The sequence below is a fragment of the Sulfolobus sp. E5-1-F genome (assembly GCF_009601705.1).
Taxonomy (GTDB): domain Archaea; phylum Thermoproteota; class Thermoprotei_A; order Sulfolobales; family Sulfolobaceae; genus Saccharolobus.
On record NZ_CP045687.1, the window covers coordinates 2,031,305 to 2,051,098 of the forward strand.

Genomic DNA, 19,794 nt, shown 5'->3' on the forward strand with positions numbered 1-19,794 from the left:
TTAACTATTATATGTTATACTTGTCTTAACTATCTTACTCTTACCTGGAATTTTATCTTCAATATCTGATTTTAATACATTTAGCCCTTTTATGTCTGGTAAAGCCCTACTAAACACTTTTGTAATCTTTTGAGCTATTCTCTCCTTATCGTCATCACCGGGAGCTATAATAACATAGTATTTAGTCTTAACTGAAACAGTTTCTTCACTTCCCACGATCACTGATACACTGTTTTCGCTTTGTATGAGGCCAATTGCTAATTGTAGTTTAACGTTTTTTACGAAATTCTTTTTTCCATATATCATGAATGAACCTTTATTAAGATATTCTCCGCTAGGAGGTGATTTAGAGACTTGATTACCTAAAACCCAAAATACATCAATAGATGCTAAACCTAATTTCCAGGCTTTTGAATAACTTGCTGCGATAACTGCCGCGTCATAGATATCTTCTTCAAGTACTGTCTTATTATCTTGTGTTATGATAATTGTCGCTGGAGCACCAGCGATATCGGCATGGAGAAATATATCCTTATCCCTTAGGTATTTTTTTACTATACTTTCATTTTGACTTGCATCTTTTCCTGCAATTATTAAATATCCATTTCTTGAGATACTCCATCTATATTTTTCATACCATTCTTTTTTCCTTAGCACAAGTTTTATCTCGTTTTGTTTTTCTATTTCTTGTTTTTCTATTTTCTGCAATTTTTCTTTTAATTCTTCTAAACTTTCAATAGCTCTTTCAATTTTTCTTTTATATTCCTTAGCTTCTTCAAAAAATCTTATTGCGTTTTTAGTAGCTGAAAGTGATGTATCTAATTCAATTTCAACTCCATCTAGATTAAGCTTTATTTTTTTACTTTTTGATCTATTGTCTAATAATATTTGATCTATTTCGTATGACTTGGAAAGTATAATATTGCCCAATTGTCTATAACTTTTTTCTTTATTCTCATAGTCTTTTATACTATCCTCTATTTGTTTAATTGTATTTATGATCTTCTGTTTCTCCTCTGAGATAACTTTAGAGGATTTTTCAGATAACTCTTTTTGAGAAATAGTATAGAAATAGTCATCTATTGCATCATTAAATCTTTGGTATTCTTTGCACCCGTCAAGATGAAAAGGAACTACAGTTGTATCTTCTATAAGGCATGGTTTTATTTCTCCATTTATTAGTGAAAGCTCTAAGTTCTTTATTTTTTCTCTTATCAAGTTAATATCTGATGTAACGCTTTGTAAGCTAAGATAGTTTATTACTTCTTGTGGAATTCCTAAGGCTTTTGCTATGCTCCCCTTCTTAATTAATTTTTCTAATTCTTCTTCATTAGGTCTGCTTGCGGGAGGAGGTTTATATGTTTCCCCTATTCTTATGAGTCTATCTTTGAATTCTTTATATTCGCTTGCAAATAATATTTTATTATTTTTATCTACTATTACCAAAACTCCTCTAGGTAGTAATTCTACTATTATCTTTTTCTCGTCTCTTTTAAGTTCTAGAATTAATATCCTTTCATTGTTTAATATGTGTATATTTGCAATTATATCTCCCCTAATTAGCTCTCTCAGTGTAGTTATTTTTGTTGAAGAAATTTTTGGATAATTATATTTGGTTATGTTTATTCTTTTACCCGGCTCTATTATTAATTCTTGGTCTCTTCCAAAACAGTGTAATTTCAGAATATACATATTTTCACTATTTTGTACTAAGAAAACATTATCTATTATACATCCTTCTATTGCTTTTTTATTTTCTGTAATCCATGCTATTAAATCAAAGTATGTCATACTGTTTTTTCTCTGTAATTTTATATTCTGAGAGCTCATTCATTAGACATGTGGAAGTAGAGGATAAAATATTAATTATGCGAGGCATTTTAGGAATCGTAGCTGGAGGCATCTCGACAATATTTTATTCAGCAATTTATGTCCTTGCAGTAGTAATCTCCTTTTATGTATTCTCAGCTATGCTTTCACTTTTCTTATTTAGAGAAAAAAAGGCTAGAAATATCTTTGGTAAAGGTACCGGAATATATCTTTCTTCTTGGTTTGTAAGTTTACTATTAATCTATAATCTTGCAATGAGATGAGGCTCATGCTAACGCAAAAATTCGTTGTAGATAGTATGCTTGGTAAAATTGCAAGATGGCTAAGGATCATGGGTTATGATACGCTATATAGTAATGATTTCGAAGATTGGAAGATTCTGAGGATTGCTGAGACACAAAAAAGAATCATTATAACTAGAGATAGAGGTATTTATAACCGCTCTATCAAAAGGGGATTAGTTTGCATCCTACTTTCTGCAGATTCTAATATAATACGAGATTTGGCCTTTATTGCATTTAGATCTAAAATTGATTTATCTGTAAATATAAACGCTACTAGATGTCCTCAGTGTAATTCAGTTTTGAGTAAATTGTCAGAAGGTAAGTGGATGTGTCCTAAATGTAAGAAGGAGTATTGGAAAGGCAGACATTGGAAGACGATTGAAGAGGTAATAATTAAAGCTAATTCTGAACTACTAAAATTAGAAGGCAAAAATGATTCAAGGGGATCTAGTACAGATACAGGAATTAAACAAAGAGATAGGACAGTTACTAATAGAAATAGCTAAAAAATCCATTAAAGAAGAATTCAAGTTAGACAAGCTAGATTTGAGTAACTATAATAATCCCATTTTAGATAAAAAAGGTCTAGCTTTTGTAACTTTGGAGAAAATTACGCATAACACGACTTCCTTAAGAGGTTGTATAGGTTATGTTGAAGCAGTTGCTCCTTTGAAGCAGATAGTTGCGTCTGCAGCTAAAGCTGCTGCTTTTTCAGATCCAAGATTTAATCCACTACAAAAGGACGAATTATCAGAAATTATTATTGAGGTTACAGTTCTAACAAAACCAGAAGAGATAAAGGTAGAAAATAGGTGGGATTTACCTAAGATTATAAAAGTCGGAGAGGATGGTTTGATAGTTGAAAAAGGTATTCTCCATAGTGGTCTTTTACTGCCTCAAGTTCCCATGGAATATTGTTGGGACGAAGAAACGTTCTTAGCAGAAACTTGTATTAAGGCTTCTTTGGAACCAGATTGTTGGTTAGACAACTCGGTCACAATTAAAAGATTCCATGGAATAATATTTAGAGAGACTAGACCTAATGGAAGCGATATTATAGTGATAGAACCTCGCGATATTAAATGTAAATTAAACGAATTACTAAATAACTTCTGAGGATATTATCAAGTAAGAAAACGAACTTCTTATAATAACTTATACGGTAATTCTCGGAAATAAAACTCTTTCTTCCCGAATAAATACTTAAAAAATATAATAACTATAAAGTAGGACGAACGAGATTTAGATAAAAAGCTCAGAAATACTTTTTTATGCTAGTAGTGATATGTTGTATATACGGTGTTAAAGTATGGAACAAGAATATGCCGAACTATTTAGTGATGAAGTTAAAAATGCATTACAAGATGCATTAAAAGATATGAGAAATCCCGTAGATGTTTATGTCTTCGTAGATAGCGAAGACTCTAATTGTCAATATTGCAGCGTCACTACTAAATTTCTGGAGTTTATCGCTAGTGCTGCGCCAAAAGATGACAATGGTAGTTTATTAAAGGTTCATATAGTGGATAGAGCAAATCAAAATGACAGAAAAATTTTCGAAGAGTTCCACGTGGAGAGAGTTCCTACTGTAGCATTTTATAACGGATATATTAGATGGACAGGAGCTCCGTTGGGTGAGGAAATAAGAGCATTAGTTGAGACTATAGTAAGGCTTTCACAAGGCGAGAGCGGGTTAAGTCAAGAAACCATAGAAGCTATAAAATCTAAACTGAACGGTAAAGTAAAGATAGAAACTGTTGTCACGCCATCTTGTCCATACTGTCCTTATGCAGCATTAATGGCACATATGGTTGCTTTTGAGGCTTGCAGAGCAGGAAAGTGTAATGTTATATCTGATGTAGTGGAAGCTTATGAAAATCAAGATATTGCTGAGAAATATCAAGTAATGTCAGTACCATCTATAGCTATAAATGAATCTGTAGAATTTATAGGCGTACCATATGAAGAGAACTTTATCAACGCAATTTTAGAAAAGCAAAAGATAAGCTGAAACTCTTTTATCACAGTATCTATTAAATATTATAGTAGAGAGTAATGAGGATAATTTCAATAAAGCTAACAGATGAGGAGTATAAGGAGTTAGAAGAACGGGCGAGAAAAGAAGGTTTCGTTTTAATGAGTGATTTTATTAAATCACTTATTTTCTCTACTTCATCTTATTCTCATGGTTCTCAAGTAGATAATGCGCAAATTGTATCAAGAATAGAAAAAAAGATGCAAGATATGATTAATCCTTTTACTTCTCAGATTGATGAACTTAAACAAAAAATAGCCATATTAACAGAAAGAATAGAGATATTAGAGGAAAAAATAGGCGAAAATAAGGACACTACAAAAGATATAAATAAGAAACCAAAAAAGACTTTTGAGTCTAAATCTCTTAATGTAAAATCTGAAAGTCAACACAAGAAGACTGCGATAGATATACTAAGAGATCAAGGTGTGATATATGAATCTGAATTGAAGTTGAATAATCCTGATGCGTTTTTTGATAAATTAGAAACTCAAGGAGCAATAGTAATAACAACTGACCCAGAGAGGATAGCGATAGACTCTAATTTCTATGAGGAATTTAAGAAGAAAATAGGTAGTATTTCTACTTCAGATGAGATAGAAGTTCAAAAATATTTGACAAAACAAGAATATAAGTTGTTCCAGAAACTTAGACAATATAGTGTTATATACTTTGATGCTGATAGTAAAAGCTGGAAATTTGTGAGTTAAATCTAGGTAATGTAACTCCTTTTTGTCCTTGGTATTTTCCTTGATATGGATATTCAACTGGTGTGAGTGTTCTGGCAAAGATTAAGTGAATGAAACGTGTGCCTCTCTTTATTTTTACAGGAAAAGATGAGCCCACTACTTCTATTGTTACTTGTCCTTTAAATCCTGCATCAACTATTGTAGGCGGGATAAATAGACCTAATCTGGCGAATGTTGACCGTAGATTCACGAAAGCCATAACATCATTATTTAACTCTATATATTCTTCAGTTGTTAGTAGCACATGTTCATAAGGCTGAATTATAAATTCCTCTCCTTTTTCCGTATGGAAGAAAGAAGGATCAGGATTATCAGGATCAAACACTTTGTCAGTTTTTTTGAATCTAGCTATTTCATTACCTACTCTTAAGTCAACCCCGTTTTCCCTTACTGTGTCATTTTTAAGTGGTTCAATTTTTATCCAACTCTTTTCTAAATAATACTTCAAATCCCTATCTGATAGAATCATATTAAAAATATTGTAGTTATAAAGGGTTAAAAACCAGTAGTACCTCCTAATATTTATATTACATACATGTTCAGAGTAACTCTGACTCTTCATTTGAATTCGGTAATTGCCGAGTATTCATCATCCATGAAATGATTATAAATAACTGCAGATAATATAAATTAATCTATGGAGTTTAAAGTTATTGCCGAATATTTTGATAAATTAGAGAAGATATCCTCAAGGCTCCAACTTACAGCTTTACTAGCTGATCTTTTAAGCAAAAGCGATAAGGCAGTTATAGATAAGGTAGTTTATATTATACAAGGCAAATTATGGCCTGATTTTTTAGGTTATCCAGAGCTTGGAATCGGAGAGAAATTCTTAATAAAAGCAATTAGTATAGCTACGAATACAGATGAAAATTCAGTAGAAAATCTCTATAAGTCAATAGGTGATCTTGGAGAAGTAGCTCGAAGGTTAAAAAGCAAGCAGCAAAGTACAGGGATTTTAGGTTTTTTGGGTACTTCAAATAAAGAGAGCTTGACGGTGGATGAAGTTTACTCTACATTATCTAAGGTAGCATTAACAACTGGAGAGGGCAGTAGAGATTTAAAGATAAGATTACTGGCTGGCCTATTAAAAAAGGCAGATCCATTAGAGGCTAAGTTCCTAGTCAGATTTGTTGAAGGTCGACTTAGAGTTGGTATAGGAGATGCAACAGTCTTAGATGCTATGGCAATAGCTTTTGGCGGGGGGCAGTCCGCATCAGAAATAGTTGAAAGAGCGTATAATCTCAGGGCGGATTTGGGAAACATTGCAAAAATTATAGTAGAGAAGGGAATTGAAGCATTAAAGACTCTAAAGCCGGAAGTCGGAATACCAATTAGGCCGATGCTAGCTGAAAGATTATCGAACCCCGAAGAAATATTAAAGAAAGTAGGTGGGAATGCATTAGTTGATTATAAATATGATGGAGAGAGGGCGCAAATACACAAAAAAGGAGACAAAATTTTTATATTTTCTAGAAGATTAGAGAACATTACTTCGCAGTATCCAGATGTAGTAGACTACATTAACAGATATGTTGAAGGCAAAGAGTTCATTATAGAAGGAGAAATAGTGGCTATAGATCCAGAAAGCGGCGAGATGAGATCATTTCAAGAGTTAATGCACAGAAAGAGAAAGTCAGATATTTATGAAGCAATTAAGGAATATCCAGTAAACGTATTTCTCTTTGATTTAATGTATTATGAAGATGTAGATTATACTACAAAGCCGTTGGAAGTTAGGAGAAAATTGTTAGAAAGTATTGTAAAACCAAACGATTATGTAAAAATAGCTCACCATATTCAAGTTAATAATGTAGAGGATCTTAAATCCTTCTTCTATCGAGCAATATCCGAGGGTGGAGAGGGAGTGATGGTGAAGGCAATTGGAAAAGATGCAATATATCAAGCCGGTGCTAGGGGTTGGTTATGGATAAAGCTTAAACGTGATTATCAAAGCGAGATGGCTGATACAGTTGATCTGGTAGTTGTTGGTGGTTTCTATGGGAAGGGTAAAAGAGGCGGTAAGATAAGCTCGCTATTGATGGCTGCATATAATCCTAAGACTGATACTTTCGAATCTGTTTGCAAGGTGGCTAGTGGATTTTCGGACGAGCAACTTGACGAGTTACAAAAGAAGTTAATGGAAATAAAGAGGGATATAAAGCATCCTAGAGTTAATTCTAAGATGGAACCAGATATATGGGTAGAGCCAGTTTATGTAGCGGAAATAATTGGAGCGGAGATAACAATATCTCCTTTACATACTTGTTGCCAAGACGTCATAGAGAAGGATGCTGGTTTATCTATAAGATTTCCTCGATTTATAAGATGGAGAGATGATAAAAGTCCAGAAGACGCTACAACAACTGATGAGATACTTGAAATGTACAACAAGCAACCTAAGAAGAAAATTGAATCGCCATCTATAGACGAGAGCGTTTAAAATATATCGGGGCTCTGCAAATGTTATTATGTGCAAAATCTTGTAAAGATACTTCCTAACGGCGCTATCTTGATCGGTGAAAAATTTACTGTAGATGGACATTATGAACGTCCATTCCGGGTTGTTACACATTTTCATGCTGATCATATAACGGGACTTGAGAAAAGTATTTCCATTTGTGATGGCATAATTGCAACACCTATTACGTTAGAGATATTAAATCTGGATTACGCTATACCACCAAGAAAGGCATTTGGTTTAAATTATGATATAAAAATGACTATTGATGATGAGACTATTGTGCTAAAAAAGTCAGATCATGTGATAGGTTCTGCGCAAGTTCTTATTACACTCAAAAACGGTTTAGAAATAGGGTATACCGGTGATTTTAAGAATCCAGATAAAGGTACTCCAATACTTCATCCAGATATTTTAATAATTGAAGCTACGTATGGTAGGCCAGATTTCAGAAGACCTTTTAAAGATGATGTGGAGAGTTTATTTGCAGATTATGTTAGAGATGCGCTTATAAGTGGCCCAGTGAGAATTTACGGCTATCATGGGAAATTGCAAGAGATAATGATCAGTTTAAGAAAAATGGGTATCGATGCTCCTTTTATAGTAGGTGGTAAAATCTCCAAGATGACAAATATTGCAATAAAGTATGGCTATAATATAAGTCAAGTTTTTGATGAAAGTCAAACTGAAGCTAAAGAAATAATGCGTGATAATTGGTATATTTCTTTTTCTCATTATAATGAATTCAAACGAAGAAATGGTAAATACTTCAATTTTTTGTTAAGTGGATGGGAATTTAGGGATGTGGTGAAAAAGATTGATGAAAAGTCATATACTGTATCGTTTAGTGACCATGCTGATTTCGATGATCTTATATATTACGTAGAAAAAACTTCTGCAAAGTATATCATAACTGATAGCGGAAGGAGAAGCTATGGTAAAGAGTTAGCTGAATATATTTCCAAAAAATTAGGTAAAATAGCGATTAATATGCCATAAAAATCAAATTACAAGTGTCTCGTTAATTAACTTATTTAACTTAAATCTGGAAGGCGAGAAGATATCTATGAATTTATTCTTGATGTTATCCGCAATTAGATCAGCCATTATTTTTCCAGAGTATGGGGCAAACATCATACCGTGACCACTATAGCCTGCATCAATAAACAGACCTTCTGGCCAATCATCAGAATATCCCATAATTTGAGAACTATCTGGAGTCATCTCATAATAACCTGACCATCCTCTCAATATTCCTATGCCCTCTATTCCTTTTATTAATTGTCTTATACCTTTAAGAAATTTTATGGCATTAGATATAGATATTGTGAACTCCTCAAATTTATAGTCCCTTTTATCTTCTATTCCACCAATTATCTCTCCTTTTAGTGTCTGTGAGAAATAGATTTGAAGTTTAGAATTTATAATTAATGGTTCAATAAAATATTTTAAAGGTTCTGTTATATATATTTCTTTTTTCTCTGGAAATATAGGTACATTTATTCCAATACTGGATAGTATTTCATTACTCCACGCTCCTGCAGTAACTATAACCTTATTGCCATATACTTCTTTTCCGCTACTTAATTTTACGCCTTTTATTTTGTTGCCATCTTTTATTAGCGAGACCACTTTATCATAAATCGTCGAAATCTTATCCTTGATTGAATAATAGTAACTATACAATATGTAATCATGATGAAATGCACCATCTTGAGGTGCTAAGTAGCATTGTCCTTCAAATTTTATGTAAGGTAATTGGTATTTACATTCTATAAATTTGCCTCCTATATTATATGAGCTCCAAAAACTATCTAGCTTTTTGAATAAACTATACTCTTGTTCTTCGTTAATGATCCATAAATATCCAGTTCTTAATAATAATGAATTATACTCCAGTTCTTTCGACTGTTTCCTTAAATAATTTATCGCATTAATGGCATACTCTACGTTTTCCTTACTGTAAAAATGATATCTATATCTAGATGCGTTCCTGCTGCTCGATCCATAACCAATTCTTTTCCACTCTATTAGTGTTATATCTTTTTTATCATAGCCCTTTTTTACTAGATGATATGCTAAACTCAAACCATGTGAACCAGCGCCAACGATAATTATCATTCAAATCACCATTCTATATAATGGAGTTCTAAACGTTATGAGTTGCCTATCTCCTAGAAAACTTCCTAATGAATACGTGCATAACTTTCCTTGGCACTCACCTGTACCTAAACCTGTAATTCTTTTTATTTCTTCTACTTTGCTAAATCCTCTACTTATCTGTCTCTTTACTTCGTTTAGGGTAATATCTTCGCATTCGCATACGTATCCCTTACTTCCATAAATATATGGAGAGAAATTTCTTTTAGGTCCCTTATTCTGATAATAATCATAAATATATGTATAGTCCCTTAAATTATTTATGAATTCATCTAAGTATTTCTCATTAACAGCTATTTTGCCACTCAAAAATGAGGTATATTCATCTGAAATTCCACGCATTCCTCCAACTACGTAAACGTTTTCATAAGTCTTTCCCTCCATGGAATGTATTGGCATATAAAGATGGAAATACTCATTGAAATCGTATGAAATCCCAATATTGTATGAATGATCTATTTTTGGTTGCTTAATTATTGCATAAACTAGCATATTTGAAGTAAATGTTCTTTCATCAGTTATTATCTTTATCATTCCACTTTTTTCCCTTTTCACTTGCAGGTTAGTACTCTTTATTATTTCAATGCCCAGCTCATCTATTAATTCTCTGTAATATTTTGACAAAAACAATATACCATTATTGATTATAATTCTCTTTTCAACTTTAAATAGCGCTTTTATTATATCGTCACTATTTCCTAAAGCAACTATGTTCGTAATCTGATTTCCGTATCTTAAGTAAAGATTCTTTGATATTACACCAGGTACGTCATTTCCATCAAATATTGGTGGAATGTATCTTCCTCCACTTGCTAAAAATATTCTTTTAGCCTTTATTATTAATATCTTGTTAGACGTAAGAAATCCTATTCCTTCATCGAATTTACCTAGTAAAACTCCCTCTACAATTTTATCCTTATTTTCATTAATAATATTCTTTAATAACTTAGAGAATTCGTCTTTATTAGTTTGTGGTAATGGATAAGGTATATAAGTATTCCATTCGATATTAGATGATACCAAGATCGTTTTCTCCATCTTATTTATTTCCGATAAGACCCCTAACCCAGAAGTTCCTCCTCCTATAATTAGATTCTGTACTTCAAGGAATTCCAGCTCTTTTTGACCATTATAGCTTGTTATTGTATCTGGTAAATTGATAAAGTGTTTAGAGTAAGTTTTTACTAGGTTTGGAAATGTTCGCAATAGTTTATTATGTAAGATACTGTTACTAACTGGTATCTCAATTTTTCTCGTATATTTGTTAATCTGTGAACTATAACATAAGTCGATTCTTTTTCCGTTCTCTATTATCTCGTTATATGGTAAGCCTGGCTCACAATCTTTTATACTTCTAGGTCTTCTATGCCTTTTGCTTAGTACTATTGGCATATCCATTTTTGAAGACCTCATTTATAATTTTCCCATCGGATTTATAATTTATTCCATAAAGTTTCAATATAGTAGGTGTAACGTCAACTATTTTCATGTCTATTCGTTTTTTGGTAAAATTTTTTCCATATAATATTATAATCCCGTTGATGTCATCATTTCTGTAATATCCATGGTCCGCAGTAGTCGTGTTGTAAGGAATGACGTTTTCAAATATTGTATTTTTTTCTATGTTGCTTGAGATGGAGTATTTTGGATTAACGCCATTGATTACTATATCGCCTTGTCTATCATTTGCTGGTGTCTCATTAGAATATATCACGGTAAATATTCTTTCTCCAGTTTCAGGATCTTCCAATCTTTCTAAGTTAATAGTTAAATATTTAATTAACTTATTGAATTCCTTTTTACTTACTATTCCAGATTTTTCCCTCTCTCTTAGATTAATTCTAATAATTCCTCCGCCACCATAATACGCCTTAGTTCTCTTCCAATCTATTTTCTTATTATCGACTATTTTTAGTACGTTAAGCTTTTCTAAAAATTTATTAAGATATAATCTCTTTTTGACCTTATTTATTCCATGATCCGAACAAATAATTATATTATCAGCTAATTCAACATGCGCTTTCACAAAGTTATCTGCCATCTTATATACTTGGAAAATAAAATCTAATGACCTTGAATCGTCTATACCATAAAGTAGGTGTTGTATATTATCTACTATTGGTAGGTATGTTATTGCGAAATCCCAATCTTCACGTTTAAGCAAAAATAACGAATAGTTATAGAAAAAATCATAGGCGAATTTTAAAGTTTCGAAGTATTCAGTGAAACTAATTATATTAGATTTTAGAGAAACATAATCACCATCTAGGACCATTCCATGTTTTTTAACAACGTTCTCCCATACTTCCTTTTGTAACTCTTGATTATTAGACCAATTAGGAATTAGAAAAGATATCGGTGTAAGATAAATACCATTACTTAACCCCTTTAATCTAAACGTTCCCTCTATTTCCTTTCCTTTGCATCTCATCATTGCCTCAAGTGGAGATGTCCATTCATTTTGCCTCAAATTTAATGATAAGATATTATTCTTAATATCAGTTATTTTTATAGTATATTCCCCATTATTATTTTCAATACTAAAATTAACGCCGTTTATATTTGTATTGCCAATATCGAGAAAAGCTCCATCACTGCACTCTTTAATTTTTGACTTATAGGGATCAAATAACGTAAGATTTTTTAGTTTCCATTTATCGGGTAAAGCTTGCGGTGCTGAAGTCACTATTACTTTATACTCTTTCTTCGCTAAAAGATACCATATTGGATCAACCTTTAATGGTATACTACTATGTGCAGATAGTGGTTTACTTAGACTATAGCCTTTTATGAAGATCTTGGTGGAAGTTATTCCATGATTTACTGGTAAGAATCCTGTAAACAAAGACGCCAATGCTACTGGTGTTATTGATGGGAAAACGCTCTCTAGTTTACCAAAGCTACCATTCTCAACAAGATTATTCATAGTATCCAAATTATATCTAAATTGATTAAAAACGGAATAACTAACTCCATCAATGACTATTAGTAGTGTCTTCAAATTACGCACCTATTCTTTGTATATTTTCTTTTCTAAGTCTTTTCTTATATTTTTCGGAGAAATCATATTAATATGAGATCTTTTTAAATTACCTTTTTTATCGAAACTTATCGCGAATTCATAAATACCTATTTGATTTTCATATTCACCGAACACATCGAATCTATCTTTAAAGCTCTGATAATACTTAATTTGGAGACTATTATCAATTATCGTATTATCGATCTTTTTAAGAACTTTAAGCGTTAAATCTTTAATTTCGTCCATTTCATTTCATCTCCACCAGAATAGTTTCTATGATGCCTTTGATAGAATGTGTTTTACTTTCTATTATTTTTACCTCATTATTAACTCGTTTCAAAGTTTCTGTCGTCATTGGACCTATACTATAAACTATAATTTTACACTCTCTACCAATATAAGGACCAATTAGTCTTGCCATCAATGAGCTAGTAAATGCTATGGCATCAACTTTACATTTAGCTAAAATTTCTAACACCCTATCTACATTATCTCTGATTATTTCTGAGTCATACACATAAATCTCATCATATTTAATTTTGCTAGTAAGAAGATTTCTCATATCTTCAGAAGCTTTTTTACTCCTTATGCCGAGTACACTACTTATCTTATCTTCCAAGATTCTTTTAGCTAGTTCTACACTTGTAAATTTCCCTGGAGTTATTGGATTAATTTCGTACATTTTAATTAACAACTCTGAAGTTTCTTCTCCTATAGCATATATCTTATGATTTTTAAGGAGATAATGTTCTTTAAAACAAATAACTGAATTTCTGCTTGTAAATGCAAGGGCCTCATAATCGTAGTTAGGTATTGAATATGGGATACATTTTATTTTAAAAATGGGTATGTTTAGAACCTCAATCCCATTTTTCTGAAGTATCATAAGCTTTTCATTGAGTTCTACATCTTCGTTATCAGGCCTAAGGAATAACACTCTCATTCTTCATCTCCTTCTTTAATAACACGCCTAGTTCAGATCCTATAGCATATGGATCTCCTGGCTTGCTAATAGATACAGTAATTTTTTTCTTTCCATTGCTATAACTCGCAATACCATATAACTCTTTTCCTTCTTTCTTAAACAATACGCCAATTGGAGAATGACATCCACCTCCTACTAAGCTAATTACCGCTCGCTCTGCTAATGCCTCATCCAACGTATCTTTATGGTTAATTTCTTCGAATATCTCTTTTATCTTCTCATCTTTTTTTCTTCCAAGCGCTACTATAATACCTTGATTTGCTTCTGGAGTAAAATCGTAGACATTAAGTCTGTGATAGTTTATACTTATATTAAGCCTTTTTAAGGAGGCCTCGGCTAAAATTAAACCTTGATATTCTTTTGAGAGATATTTTCTTATTCTAGTATCTACGTTTCCTCTAATATCTTTTATATTTATTTCTGGCTTGATGTATTTAAGGAAGTTTTTTCTTCTTATGCTACTGGTACCTATAGTAATATTTGAATCTAACTTATCTAAATTTTTCTCTGCAATCAATATATCAAAGGGAGGATCTCTTTCCAGTACCGCAAATATTTCAAGATTAGGATTTATTTCTGATAAAATATCTTTCATACTATGCACTGCAATGTCGGCTTTTCCCTCTAATACAGCTTCATTAACTTCTTTTTCAAAAACTCCTTTCCCTAACTTACTTAAGGGTTCATTAGAAAATAAATCGGCTTTCGTCTTTATTTCTATCATTTCGTATTCTATTCCAATTTTCCCTAATTTTTCACCTATCATATCAACCTGTATTCTACTTAGTTTACTTCCTCTTGCGGCTATTCGGATTTTCAACTTAGTTCGCCTATTACTTTCACAAGTTTATCGATAGTATCGTTAATTACATCGTCTTTGTGTGAAGCTGAAGTGAAAATCGTCTCATATTGACTTGGCGGAATGAAGACTCCCTCCTTTAATAATCTTTCATGAAACCTTATGTAATACTCCTTATCAGCCCTTTTAGCATCTGAATAATTTCTAACCTTGTCTATTCCGAAAAATACTTGAAACATACTTCCAACATGATTTATTGTATGCTTTATTTTTAGTAATCTTTCTAATTCCTCTACGAGAGTCTTAGCGGCTTTGTTTGCAATATTATATGGGTATTCTTTTTCAAGTTCTTCTATCGTGGCAATTCCAGCGATCATGGATATGGGGTTGGCGTTAAATGTACCAGCATTAAATACTTTACCAGCAGGTGTAAGGTTATCGATAATTTCAGCTTTGCCTGCTACTGCGCCTATAGGGAAACCACCACCTATAATTTTACCTAGTGTTGTTATGTCTGGATAAATTTGATAGTAAGCCTGTGCTCCACCTATATCGACCCTAAAACCAGTTATAACTTCATCGAAGATTAATAATGAATTGTAGGACTTTGTAAGTTCTCTTACTCCAGATAAGAAGTCCTTATCAGGTAAGATTACACCAGCATTGCCCATGATAGGCTCTAAGATTACTGTAGCAATTTCCTCACTTCTTAATTTTTTATCTACGCAATCGAGATCATTAAACTCACATACTTCTACTGTTTTTATTATTTCCGTAGGAACACCTTCAGAAGTTGCAACGTTATACTCAGTAGCAGCACTTCCAGCTTCCACAAGTGCATAATCGTGAGCTCCGTGATAATTTCCGCTAAACTTCAATATTTTGCTTCTTTTTGTATAGCCTCTAGCTAACCTCATAGCTGTCATTGTAGCCTCAGTTCCACTATTCACAAATCTTATTTTCTGAGCTGATGGTATATGCGAGCTAATTTTTTTAGCTAATTCTATTTCTAATTTATTAGGAGTTCCGAAAAGCCAACCTTTTTCTAATTGTTCAATTATTTTCCTCTTTACGGATTCCGGAGAGTGACCTAAAATTAGCGGTCCGTAACCCAATACATAGTCAATGAACTTTTTACCATCGACTGTGTAAATATAGGCTCCTATCCCCCTCTCTACATAAAATGGGAATGGTTTGACTGCTGCTCTAACCGGACTATTTACTCCTCCTGCAAATAATTGCTTAGCTTGAGTCCACAGTTCCTCACTATTCAAAATGGTACACCTTCCTTTAGCCATCTTGCGATATCGTTAGCATAATAAGTGATAATTAAATCAGCTCCTGCTCTTTTTATTGCGGTAGTGATTTCCAATACTGCGGTCTTTTCATCTATCCATCCATTAATTGCTGCAGCTTTTATCATGCTATATTCGCCACTAACATGATATGCAGCTAGAGGATATTCTGGGAAATGATCTTTTACTAACCTTATTACATCTAAATATGTGTGCGCAGGTTTTACCATTAGAATATCAGCGCCTTCCTCTATATCTAATCTAGCTTCTTTTAATGCTTCAAATCCATTCCTAGGATCCATCTGATACCCTCTCCTATCTCCAAACGCCGGTTTAGAGTAAGCTGCGTCTCTAAAAGGACCATACATTACTGAAGCGTACTTTACACTATATGACATTATTAATGTATCGTTGTAACCAGCTTCATCAAGCGTATCTCTTATGGCCTTAACCACACCATCCATCATGCTTGATGGGGCTATAATATCTGCTCCAGCTTCAGCTTGGCTTAACGCGATCTTTGCATGAATTTTTAGGCTTTCGTCATTATCTATTACATAACACCCATTATTGTATTTAACAAGGCCGCAATGGCCATGAGATGTATATTCATCAGTACATTCGTCGGTGATTACTATAATCTTATCTTTAAAACTATCTTTTATTATTTTAACCGCTCTCTGTATTATACCATTTTTATCATAGGCTGAGGATGCTATATCATCTTTATAAGATGGAATTCCAAACAGTATGACACTACGGATACCATTTTCATAGCTTTCTTGTACATAATTGATTAACTTATCATTTGGTGGATATCTATATACTCCCGGCATTGAAGGAATTTGCTCTGGCTCATTTATACTTTCCTTTATAAATATTGGAAGTACTAAATCGTTTTGAGAAAGAGTCGTTTCAGCTACTAGATCCCTTACTAATTTAGTTTTCCTTAATCTTCTTGGTCTCAAAACTGGGAATGTTACCATCTTTAAAAATATCGATTAGAAAGTTAATGTAGTTGATTGCATCTTTCTCGTTAAATATTAGAGATCTTACATTATCAAAAAGGGGTTGGAAAGACTTTTTAATTATTGATCTTGTCATTAAATCTAATATTTCCTTAACCTGTTGATTGTTTATTCCAAGTTTTTCAAGTTCTTTATAGGCTTTTAGAATTTCATTTTCTCTTATACTTTCTACACGATTCATTATTTTTGACATAAATTCGCTATAGATTTCTTTTTTGTAATCATATATCAATTCATTTATCGCATCTTCTACGAATTTATTAATTTTAGTTAACTCCTCTTCTCTAGTTTTAAAGTTAAGTTTTGATATTCTTTCTAATTCTTCCAAGGTAATTACATTATTCCCAGTAAATAAGGGAGGGACAGTTATATCGACAATTAATGTGTTCCACTTGTTTTCCAGTCTGAGATTCTCATGATAAATTGAGATAAAAGCAATATCGAAGTTACCTAGCTTGTCTAAATCTAATTTTTCATAATTGTAGCCAAATTTTAGGGCAAGTTGTTTTGCTTTTTCTACTGTTCTATTCATAATGGTAACATTTTTGACATCTTCATTATATAGCATATTAGCTATTTTCTGTCCCATTTCACCAGCGCCTACTATTACAATTTTTCTATCACGGAAATCATTAAATCGCTTTTTAGCCTCATCAATAGCAAGAGAATATATACCAATTTTTCCCTTGGAAATACTAGTCTCTTCTCTGACTTTTCTACCTATTTTAATTGCCCTTTCAAAGAGTATTTGCAGATATTTTCCACTAAATCCTAATTTCTTAAACATGTCAATAGTTGATCTAATTTGAGATAAGATTTCATACTCTCCAATAGACAAAGAATCAGCACCACTGGCTACTAGAAATAGATGTTTTATACTATCTTTACCGCAGAGAACTCTAGCTTGATTCCCAATTGGCTCATTATGTACATTATTTAAATATTGGATTATTTTATTAATTTCATTTATTGTATTTGTATCTGAATATAAGTATATCTCAACTCTATTACATGTTTGTAGAACAGCAAATTCAGCATTGACTAATTGTTTTAGGGACTTTATTTCCGTTTCTCTAAAATAATATAAGTGAAGATTACTTATCCCTATAGTTTTGTACGTGAATAAGATTGAACAATAGTTTTGTAGTAATTCCTCATTGCTTGTCATTAATTATCTCCTCCGCTCTATATAAGGCTTTTTCTATTAATCCATTAGTAGCATAATATCGGAATTTTTCATCATTATATATTTTATGATAAAAGGAATATCTAACAGATGGATCGACTACTTTCTTCTTTAATATGGTTTTTACACCATACATTGCATTTAATAAATTTCTAGTTTCTGGACTATTAGCAATACTGGTTATTTTAGATAGGATCTCTTTAGCTAGAATACTAGATTTCCCTTTAGTAGTTATAGCTATTTCTAGATCATTATCAGAATAGAATATTGGAACTATAAAGTTAGAGTTTTCTGGATTAGTAGGATTATTACAAAGTTTTCTTAAATTTTTAGCTATATTACAAAGTTTCTCATTGAGCTCAAAATTATTCGTACAAGTTAAAATTATATCGTATTTTTCTAGTACATTTCTATCAATATTATTTGCATCTTCTTTAATTAATTTTATATCTGAGTTGAGAAGATCTTGGGAAAAATCCAAACTTATAACAGATACATCAGCTCCATATTTTTTAAAAGCTAATGCTCTTTTTGTACCTACTTTGCCTCCCCCGATCACAAGTACACGAAAATTAGAAAGATCTATAAAAATTGGATAATAATCCTTTGTGATCACAAGGTAGTAGATATAAGTAGATAACTTTAAGTTTAACTTTAAACTTCTAAAACCACCTATCTAATCCGGTTTGCCTAGACGCTCCTTTAGCTTCTTTTATTGCTTTAGTTAATCTTTCAATTCCATTCTTAACTCTTTCCTCATTGAAGTTATGTTCATTTACTAAGATATCTACTATATTCTTCTCATTAGGTTCATTTAAATCCAAAGTTTCTTCCGGTTTTATTACTTGTGGATTCAAAAACAAACCTCTAATCTCATCAATATTGAAAGTGATATCTCTTTTTGAAATTTCTCCGTACTCTATTGCCTTCTCTATCTTGCCGTATTTTTTGATTATCCTTAGCGCTCTTTCTGGTCCTATTCCTTTAATTCCATCAGGGTTGTAATCAGTTCCAATTAATATAGCTATATCGATTAATTGTTCTCTTGTTATTCCTAATTTCTTAAGTAATAATTCAGTTTCTATTAATTCTGGTTTTATATCTATATATACGTCTTTGTTAGGAAGTTTTCTTTTTCCCGTGATTGTCAAATTTCTTACCAATCTCTTAGCCCCAAAAAGTAATGAGTCGTAATCTTGACTAGCTGCTGCCCAGCTAAATCCTAATGTATTTAAATATGCAGCCTCAGCTTCTCCCTCTGAAGGTGCTTGAACTATAGGTATTCCCATAGCCCTCAATAAGTTTTTACTTTCTTCTACCATCGTATTGGACAATCTAAGTATAGCTTGTGAATATTTCCTTAGTTCTTCTATTTTCCCTTCACTCTTAGCTCTTTCTAACTTTCTCTCTGCTTCTTCCTTTACTTTTCTCCTTCTCTCTATCTCTTCACTTTTTTGCTCTGGTGGCTTACCGTCAAAAACGTAGATCGGTATAACACCTTCTTCTAAGATATTTATCGTTCTATAAAATAATCCACTTAGGTGGCTTGTTATCCTTCCATGGGAGTCCATTAATGGAGTTCCATCCGGTTGTCTTATTGCTGCTAAAAATTGATATAACGCATTATATCCATCAATACTTACTTTCTTTCCTTTAAGTTCGGAAAGTGAAAGCTCTCTTTTTACGTCTTTTACTAAATCTGCTAAATCTACTCCTATTCCTTATCACCTAAATATGTTATCATTCTTACATTTTCTTTAATTAGTGAAACCGATATATAACCTCTAATTTCCAATGCCATTAGTGCTTTTAAGAAATCATTGTAAGATACTTCATAGTTTGTTGAATTTTTCACTTCTTTAAAAAGATCATCATCTCTTATATTATTATTATTCTTTCTTATTTTATCTAAGATCTTTTCTAAAACAATATTATATAATGGTACATTTCTCCACATTAA

At 32.2% G+C, this 19,794-nt stretch carries 21 protein-coding genes; 7 read left to right on the forward strand and 14 right to left on the reverse strand.

Features of this window, described 5'->3' with window-relative positions; translation table 11 throughout:
• Entirely contained in the window at nt 1-1,830 is a 1,830-nt protein-coding gene (locus tag GFS03_RS10635) for an Rqc2 family fibronectin-binding protein (RefSeq protein WP_153424060.1), read from the reverse strand.
• Nucleotides 1,831-1,841: 11 nt separating this feature from the next.
• Here GFS03_RS10635 and GFS03_RS10640 point away from each other — a divergent pair, with 11 nt between their 5' ends.
• The 5 genes from GFS03_RS10640 to GFS03_RS10660 all read left to right on the forward strand — a co-directional run bounded on the left by GFS03_RS10640 (nt 1,842) and on the right by GFS03_RS10660 (nt 4,859).
• Entirely contained in the window at nt 1,842-2,093 is a 252-nt protein-coding gene (locus GFS03_RS10640; protein ID WP_153424061.1) for a hypothetical protein, read from the forward strand.
• The gene (locus GFS03_RS10645; RefSeq protein ID WP_153424062.1) at nt 2,090-2,620 is read left to right on the forward strand and encodes a Mut7-C RNAse domain-containing protein; all 531 of its coding nucleotides are present in this window, start codon (nt 2,090-2,092) and stop codon (nt 2,618-2,620) included. Before GFS03_RS10640 ends, GFS03_RS10645 begins: the two co-directional genes overlap by 4 nt.
• A complete protein-coding gene (gene amrA, locus GFS03_RS10650; RefSeq protein ID WP_153424063.1) occupies nt 2,547-3,230 on the forward strand; it encodes an AmmeMemoRadiSam system protein A in 684 nt (227 codons plus the stop codon). The genes GFS03_RS10645 and amrA overlap by 74 nt, the downstream gene beginning before the upstream one ends.
• A 193-nt stretch (nt 3,231-3,423) precedes the next feature.
• Nucleotides 3,424-4,125 (forward strand): protein disulfide oxidoreductase, encoded by a 702-nt coding sequence (pdo, locus tag GFS03_RS10655; RefSeq protein ID WP_153424064.1) that lies wholly within the window; start codon nt 3,424-3,426, stop codon nt 4,123-4,125.
• Between the two features lie 44 nt (nt 4,126-4,169).
• Nucleotides 4,170-4,859, forward strand: coding sequence for a CopG family transcriptional regulator (locus GFS03_RS10660; protein WP_153424065.1), 690 nt, complete (start codon nt 4,170-4,172; stop codon nt 4,857-4,859).
• Here the strand turns inward: GFS03_RS10660 and dcd are convergent.
• Complete coding sequence (dcd, locus tag GFS03_RS10665; RefSeq protein WP_153424066.1) at nt 4,813-5,367, reverse strand: dCTP deaminase; 555 nt, start codon at nt 5,365-5,367, stop codon at nt 4,813-4,815. The genes GFS03_RS10660 and dcd overlap by 47 nt on opposite strands.
• Before the next feature lie 168 nt (nt 5,368-5,535).
• Here dcd and GFS03_RS10670 point away from each other — a divergent pair, with 168 nt between their 5' ends.
• Both GFS03_RS10670 and GFS03_RS10675 read left to right on the forward strand, forming a co-directional pair.
• The gene (locus tag GFS03_RS10670; protein WP_153424067.1) at nt 5,536-7,341 is read left to right on the forward strand and encodes an ATP-dependent DNA ligase; all 1,806 of its coding nucleotides are present in this window, start codon (nt 5,536-5,538) and stop codon (nt 7,339-7,341) included.
• A 30-nt stretch (nt 7,342-7,371) separates the two neighbouring features.
• Nucleotides 7,372-8,358 (forward strand): MBL fold metallo-hydrolase, encoded by a 987-nt coding sequence (locus tag GFS03_RS10675; protein ID WP_153424068.1) that lies wholly within the window; start codon nt 7,372-7,374, stop codon nt 8,356-8,358.
• Nucleotides 8,359-8,361: 3 nt separating this feature from the next.
• Here GFS03_RS10675 and GFS03_RS10680 read toward each other — a convergent pair whose 3' ends face one another.
• Genes GFS03_RS10680 through GFS03_RS10735 form a run of 12 tightly spaced genes read right to left on the reverse strand, consistent with a single transcriptional unit; the run spans nt 8,362 to nt 19,791 of the window.
• A complete protein-coding gene (locus tag GFS03_RS10680; protein ID WP_153424069.1) occupies nt 8,362-9,480 on the reverse strand; it encodes an NAD(P)/FAD-dependent oxidoreductase in 1,119 nt (372 codons plus the stop codon).
• Nucleotides 9,481-10,917 carry a (2Fe-2S)-binding protein gene (locus GFS03_RS10685; RefSeq protein WP_153424070.1) on the reverse strand — a complete coding sequence of 479 codons (1,437 nt, stop codon included), beginning with the start codon at nt 10,915-10,917 and terminating at the stop codon, nt 9,481-9,483. It lies immediately after the preceding gene.
• On the reverse strand, nt 10,883-12,529 hold the full coding sequence (locus GFS03_RS10690) for an alkaline phosphatase family protein (protein WP_153424071.1): 1,647 nt from the start codon (nt 12,527-12,529) through the stop codon (nt 10,883-10,885). The genes GFS03_RS10685 and GFS03_RS10690 overlap by 35 nt, the downstream gene beginning before the upstream one ends.
• A complete protein-coding gene (locus tag GFS03_RS10695; protein ID WP_153424072.1) occupies nt 12,530-12,787 on the reverse strand; it encodes a hypothetical protein in 258 nt (85 codons plus the stop codon). It lies immediately after the preceding gene.
• A gap of 1 nt (nt 12,788) precedes the next feature.
• The gene (locus GFS03_RS10700; RefSeq protein WP_153424073.1) at nt 12,789-13,484 is read right to left on the reverse strand and encodes a uroporphyrinogen-III synthase; all 696 of its coding nucleotides are present in this window, start codon (nt 13,482-13,484) and stop codon (nt 12,789-12,791) included.
• A complete protein-coding gene (gene hemC, locus GFS03_RS10705) occupies nt 13,465-14,346 on the reverse strand; it encodes a hydroxymethylbilane synthase (RefSeq protein WP_153424074.1) in 882 nt (293 codons plus the stop codon). The genes GFS03_RS10700 and hemC overlap by 20 nt, the downstream gene beginning before the upstream one ends.
• Nucleotides 14,343-15,623: a glutamate-1-semialdehyde 2,1-aminomutase gene (gene hemL / locus GFS03_RS10710; protein WP_153424075.1), complete on the reverse strand. Its 1,281-nt coding sequence runs from the start codon at nt 15,621-15,623 to the stop codon at nt 14,343-14,345. The genes hemC and hemL overlap by 4 nt, the downstream gene beginning before the upstream one ends.
• Complete coding sequence (gene hemB / locus GFS03_RS10715; protein ID WP_153424076.1) at nt 15,596-16,606, reverse strand: porphobilinogen synthase; 1,011 nt, start codon at nt 16,604-16,606, stop codon at nt 15,596-15,598. Before hemB ends, hemL begins: the two co-directional genes overlap by 28 nt.
• Nucleotides 16,560-17,816 (reverse strand): glutamyl-tRNA reductase, encoded by a 1,257-nt coding sequence (locus GFS03_RS10720; RefSeq protein WP_153424077.1) that lies wholly within the window; start codon nt 17,814-17,816, stop codon nt 16,560-16,562. The genes hemB and GFS03_RS10720 overlap by 47 nt, the downstream gene beginning before the upstream one ends.
• Nucleotides 17,803-18,450, reverse strand: coding sequence for a precorrin-2 dehydrogenase/sirohydrochlorin ferrochelatase family protein (locus GFS03_RS10725; protein ID WP_153424078.1), 648 nt, complete (start codon nt 18,448-18,450; stop codon nt 17,803-17,805). Before GFS03_RS10725 ends, GFS03_RS10720 begins: the two co-directional genes overlap by 14 nt.
• A 46-nt stretch (nt 18,451-18,496) precedes the next feature.
• Complete coding sequence (gene fen, locus GFS03_RS10730) at nt 18,497-19,552, reverse strand: flap endonuclease-1 (protein WP_153424079.1); 1,056 nt, start codon at nt 19,550-19,552, stop codon at nt 18,497-18,499.
• The gene (locus GFS03_RS10735) at nt 19,549-19,791 is read right to left on the reverse strand and encodes a hypothetical protein (protein WP_153424080.1); all 243 of its coding nucleotides are present in this window, start codon (nt 19,789-19,791) and stop codon (nt 19,549-19,551) included. The genes fen and GFS03_RS10735 overlap by 4 nt, the downstream gene beginning before the upstream one ends.
• Between the last annotated feature and the right edge of the window lie 3 nt (nt 19,792-19,794).